Source organism: uncultured Microbacterium sp., assembly GCF_963521645.1.
GTDB lineage: Bacteria > Actinomycetota > Actinomycetes > Actinomycetales > Microbacteriaceae > Microbacterium.
In genome coordinates, this window is record NZ_CAUQVQ010000121.1 from 1 (window position 1) to 5,505 (window position 5,505).

At 69.1% G+C, this 5,505-nt stretch carries 5 protein-coding genes; 2 read left to right on the forward strand and 3 right to left on the reverse strand.

The window, feature by feature from the left end:
- Nucleotides 1-103: 103 nt before the first annotated feature.
- From RWO82_RS14920 to RWO82_RS14930, 3 genes are read right to left on the reverse strand one after another with little or no spacing between them, the layout of a single operon-like run.
- Nucleotides 104-904: an ABC transporter permease subunit gene (locus tag RWO82_RS14920; RefSeq protein WP_314428315.1), complete on the reverse strand. Its 801-nt coding sequence runs from the start codon at nucleotides 902-904 to the stop codon at nucleotides 104-106.
- Nucleotides 901-1,899 (reverse strand): ABC transporter ATP-binding protein, encoded by a 999-nt coding sequence (locus RWO82_RS14925; RefSeq protein WP_314428316.1) that lies wholly within the window; start codon nucleotides 1,897-1,899, stop codon nucleotides 901-903. The genes RWO82_RS14920 and RWO82_RS14925 overlap by 4 nt, the downstream gene beginning before the upstream one ends.
- A complete protein-coding gene (locus RWO82_RS14930) occupies nucleotides 1,896-2,552 on the reverse strand; it encodes a TetR family transcriptional regulator (protein WP_314428317.1) in 657 nt (218 codons plus the stop codon). The genes RWO82_RS14925 and RWO82_RS14930 overlap by 4 nt, the downstream gene beginning before the upstream one ends.
- Before the next feature lie 60 nt (nucleotides 2,553-2,612).
- On the opposite strand from RWO82_RS14930, the gene RWO82_RS14935 reads away from it, so the two are divergent.
- The gene (locus tag RWO82_RS14935; RefSeq protein ID WP_314428318.1) at nucleotides 2,613-3,815 is read left to right on the forward strand and encodes a methyltransferase; all 1,203 of its coding nucleotides are present in this window, start codon (nucleotides 2,613-2,615) and stop codon (nucleotides 3,813-3,815) included.
- Between the two features lie 355 nt (nucleotides 3,816-4,170).
- The coding region (locus RWO82_RS14940) for a glycine betaine/L-proline ABC transporter ATP-binding protein (RefSeq protein ID WP_314428319.1) at nucleotides 4,171-5,505 on the forward strand (1,335 nt) is incomplete at its 3' end.

Consider the following 5,505-nt stretch of genomic DNA (forward strand, 5'->3'; position numbering starts at 1 on the left):
CCGGTCGTTGAGCGAGCCCGGCGGAGCCGAGCGAGACGAAACGCGCCACAGCTGCATGATTCGTTCAACGACCGGGGGACTTGCTCGACGACGGGCGCGGAACTCAGCCGCGCAGATCCCGGGCGCGCAGCGCGAGGGTCGATGCGACGACGAGCACCAGAGCAAGGCCCCACGTGAGCGCGAGCCCGCCGGCATCGACGCCCTCGGCGAGGGGTGGCTGACGGTACACCCAGGCGTAGGGCGAGAGCGCGTTGAGCCACTCGAGGTCGTCGGACTGACGGGCGATCGCCTGCAGGACGTACCCGACCACGGCGATCCCCGCGCCGACGCCCGTCGCCCAGATGCGACGGCCGGTCGCCGCTCCCGCGAGCAGCGCCGCGGATGCCGTGAGGAACGAGAGCCCGGTGAGCGCGGCGCACGCTCCGACGATGCGCCAGCCCTCGAGGCCGAGTTCGGCGGAGTCGTTCAACGCCCAGACGACGAACCCCGAGAAGACACCGAGCCACAGGAGCCGCACGAGCACGGCGAGGGCCGACTCCAGCGCGTACTGGCCGCGTCCGATGCCGTGCGCCAGGTCGAGCTCGGCGCGTCCGCTCTCTTCGGCGCCGGCGATGGCCGCCGAGCCCCACGTCACCGCCGCGATCGTCAGCAGCAGGAAGCCGATCAGGCCGAAGAACGTGCTCTGCGCGTATCCGGCACCGGTCGCGATCTGGTCGTACCCGAGGGTGTCGACGAGTTCCTTCGGCAGCGACGAGATCATGTCCTCGAGCTGTCCGTCACCGGCGAGGCTCGGATACAGCGGCAGGTAGAGGAAGAGCACTGCGGCGAGGCCGACGGTCCATCCGAGGAGGCTCCGCCAGGACTCGCGCAGGCTGCGCCGGAACACCGGCAGGATCCCGTTCATCGCTGCCCCTCACTGTCGTGCCGCGAACGTCGGCTCGCGGATCGGGCGGATGCGGGACGGGCGGATGCCGGCGTGGCGGATACGCCGTAGAGGCGCAGCACCGACTCCTCGAGGTCCGGTTCCTCGACGGTCAGGTCCCGCACCTCGAACCGGGCGAGCGCTTTGAGGAACGGATCGATCGCGCCGTCGACAGTGCCCGACAGCCTCAGCATGCCGTCGGCAGCGTGCACGTCGACCTCGGTGAGTCCGGGAATCCGCTCGAGAGCGGCGCGGGCAGCCGCGGCATCCGTGGTGGCGAGCTCGACCCGCACCCGGCGGATCGAGCCCAGCCGCAGCGAGGCGACGTCACCGTCGGCGACGACGCGTCCGTTCGCGAGCACCGCGACCTCGTCGGCGGTCTGCTGGATCTCGCTGAGCACGTGCGAGCTCAGCAGCACGGTCTGCCCGGCATCCTTCGCCTCGCGCACCATCTGCAGGAACTCGCGCTGCATCAGGGGGTCGAGACCGCCGGTGGGCTCGTCGAGGATCAGCAGCTCCGGGTGGTGCATGAAGGCCTGGATCAACCCGACCTTCTGCTTGTTGCCCTTCGACAGCGTGTGAACAGGGCGCGTCAGGTCGACGCCGAGCCGGTCGGCCAGATCGCGGCCGGTGCGCAGCGTCGTCGCGGAATCGCGCGCGCCCGAGACCCGGGCGTAGAACGCCAGCATCCGATGTCCGCTGGGCCGTCCTTCCAGGTGCAGCTCGCCCGGTACGTAGCCCATGCGACGACGCAGCTCCGCGCCGCCATGCCGGGGGTCTTCGCCCAGGACGCGCACCGAGCCGGAAGAGGGGCGGATGATGTCGACTAGTGTGCGAAGGGTGGTCGTCTTGCCTGCGCCGTTGGGACCGATCAGCCCGAAGACGGTGCCCGGACGCACCCGCAGGTCGAGCTCGTGCAGCGCGACGCGATTGCCGTAGCGCTTGTGCAGGCGTGCGATCTCGATGGTGTCGGTCATGACGCTGCTCCTTCCGGGGTGCTCTCCTCGCCCGAGAGTGCGTCTCGCGCGCCGTCGAGCAGTGCGGTCGTCGAATAGATGCCGTGGGTCAGCAGTTCGAGCGTCGGCAGAGTGGTGCGCAGGAGCCCGGCGGGGCTCAGCTGGTCGGTGCCCAGCGCTCGCGCGATCTGCGCGCACATCACGACCGGGGCGAGCCCGAGGAGGGTCAGCAGCATCGTCGTCATCTCGGGGTCGCTCATCGGCTCGAGCATCCCCGCTTCGCGCTGATCGGCGAGCACATCGCGGGTGTTGGCCAGGAAGCTGTCGAACAGTCGATCTGCGGCGGCCGATCCGTCGGCGAGCATGCGCGCGAGATAGTCGATGTAGGGGCCGTATCGCTCGAGGTCGTGGAGCGCGGTGCGGATGCGATCGCGAGTCGGCGCGACGATGAGGTCGTGGTCCTCGTCGATGAAGACGCCGACCACGTAGTCATCGCACTCCCTGCGGAGGGCGTTCTTGTCGCCGAAGTGGTGCACGATCAGAGCCGGGCTGACCCCGGCCTCCCTGGCGATCGCGCGCAGGCTCGCGGCATCGTATCCGTCGCGCGCGAAGGCGGCGATGGCGGTGTCACGGATGCGGGCCCGTGCCGTCAGGTCGTCGGAAGCTGAACGCATGTACAGCATACTAAACGCGCGTTCAGTCGATGTCAACGGTGGCGCTCCTAGTCTTGAGAGGTGGACTTTCCCTATAGCCGCCTGCGCCGCTGGCCCGACGTCGAGGCCGACAACCTCCAGGCCTACGACGCGACCGATCTGCTGCTGGTCGACCGCGCGCTCTCGCTCGGAGTCGATGGCCGGGAGATCGCGGTGATCGGCGACGAGTACGGGGCGATCACGCTCGCGCTGACGGATGCCGGACTCGACGGGGTTCGCGTGCATCAGGACCTCGCGACGGGGCGTCGCGCGCTGGCCCGCAATGCGGCGGAGCTCGATCTCGCCGGGTTCTCGTCGCACGAACTCGAATCGAGTCTGCTCGCCGGGGCACGACTCGTGCTCCTGCAGTTGCCCAAGGCGCTCGCCGAACTCGAGGAGGTCGCGGACGCCGTGGCTCGCTGGGCCGCGCCCGACGTCGTGCTCGTCGCGGGCGGTCGGGTGAAGCACATGACGATCGCCCAGAACGAGGCGCTCGGTCGCAGCTTTGCGGAGGTGCGGGCCGAGCGCGCGGAGCGCAAGTCGCGTCTGGTGGTGGCCTCCGCTCCCCGGCCGGTGCCGGCAGAACCGCCGTTCCCTGTGACAGCGCGGCACGACGGCCTGACGCTCGTCGCGCACGGCGGCGCGTTCGCGGGGGCGAAACTCGACATCGGCACGCGGGTGCTGCTCGATGCGCTCGGGCTCGATCGTTCGCGACTCGGGGCGAACGCAACCGAATCGGCCGAGAACACCCCGAATCGGCCCGACGTCACACGTTCGTCCGGAGTCATGGGCGGCGAACGGCCGAGCTCCGCGCCGACCGTGGTCGATCTGGGCTGTGGAACCGGTGCGCTCGCCGCCTCGTATGCCCTCGCGCACCCGGAATCCCGCGTGATCGCGACCGACCGATCGGCGGCGGCCGTCGCCTCTGCCCGCGCCACGATGGTCGCGAACGGCGTCGATGATCGCGTCGTGGTCACACACGATGACGCGGGTTCGGAGATCGACGGTGCGCGCGCGGATGTCGTGCTGCTCAACCCTCCCTTCCACCTCGGATCGAGCGTGCACACGGGCGCCGCGACGCGACTGTTCGAGGCGGCTGCCCGCATCCTCCGCCCCGGCGGCGAGCTCTTCACGGTGTACAACTCGTCGCTCGGATACCGCGCCGAACTCACCCGTCTCGTGGGTGCCACCGAGCAGCTGGAGCGCACTCCCAAGTTCACGGTCACGCGCAGCGTGCGTCGCTGACCCGACCCGGCGGAAACGCCCGGAGTGAGGGCCCGGGAAGCGCGTCCGAAACCCGCGCAATCCCCCGGTCAGCCGACGAAACTGAACGACGGTGAAAATCACGGATTTGCCCCTGATCGGGCATTTCGTTACGTTGTTCTGTGGGCCTGACGGCCCGAAGACCAGTCCGCGACCACGTCCTTCTTTCGAATGTGCTGTGCTGCGAAGAGGCGTGGGCGTACGGTCGATGCTCTATCGCGGTGGATCCGAAATCCGCCGTCCGCGCCGCCACAGCACCATGTCGAAACGGCCGGGAGCGTCACCCGGGCGTAACCGAAGCAGGCTCAGCCACCCGACGGCGAGCCGCAGGGGAAACGTGTCCGAAATCGCTCTAGAAGCGCGCAATCTGTACAAGGTGTTCGGGAAGAATCCGAGCAGCGCCGTCCGTCGACTCAAGGCCGGTGAGACCAGATCCGCCGTCGGCGACGCAGGGACCGCAGCCGTCATCGATGCCAGTTTCACCGTGAACCGGGGCGAGATCTTCGTGATCATGGGGCTGTCCGGCTCCGGCAAGTCGACCATCATCCGCATGCTCAACGGCCTGCACGAGGCGAGCGATGGGTCCGTCGTCGTGAACGGCGACGCCATCACCGGCATCCCCGCCGGTCGGCTGCGCGAGATCCGCCGAGACCGCATCTCGATGGTCTTCCAGCACTTCGCACTGCTGCCGCACCGCACGGTCGCCGCCAACGTCGCCTACCCGCTCGAGCTCAAGGGTGTGGGGAAGGACGAGCGGCTGAAGAAGGCCGAAGAGATCCTCGCCCTGGTGGGTCTCGAGGGCCAGGCCGAGAAGCTCCCCTCCGAACTGTCCGGCGGGATGCAGCAGCGCGTGGGCATCGCCCGGGCGCTCGCGGCCGACTCCGACATCCTGCTCATGGATGAGGCGTTCAGCGCGCTCGACCCGCTTATCCGTCGCGAGATGCAGGAGCAGCTGCTCGAACTGCAGGAGAAGCTGCAGAAGACCATCGTCTTCATCACCCACGACCTCAACGAGGCCATGTTCCTCGGCGATCGCATCGCCGTGATGCGCGACGGCCGCATCGTGCAGATCGGCACGCCGGAAGACATCCTCACCGACCCGGCGAACGACTACGTCGAGCAGTTCGTGCAGGACGTCGACCGCGCCCGCGTGCTCACCGCCGCGAACGTCATGGAGCGCGCGCGTCCTGTCGTGGCCGAGACCGCCGGTCCCCGCACGGCCCTTCGCCAGATGCGCGACGCGTTCATGTCGGCCACCTATGTGACCGGCCGCGATCGCAAGCTGCTCGGCATCGTCACCGATCGGGATGCGGTCAAGCTCGTCCGCCAGGGCGTCTCGACGCTCGAATCGATCATCAAGCCGGTTCCGCAGAGCGTGAGCCAGGACGAAGTGCTCATGAACCTCTTCATCCCCTCCGTCGAGTCGCCGCTGCCGCTGGCCGTGGTGGATTCTGCAGGGCGTCTGACCGGCGTGATCCCGCGCATCACCCTGCTCGCAGCTCTCGGCCCCGGCCCCGGTGCGACCGGCGAGCTCACCCTGCCGCTGCTGCCCATGCCGCAGGCCGAGATCGATGCGGTGCTCGACGACGGGTGGACCGCCGACCCGGCGGACCACGAGCGAGGAGCGCAGCACCGAGACTCGGTCGTTGAGCGAGGAGCGCAGCACCGAGAC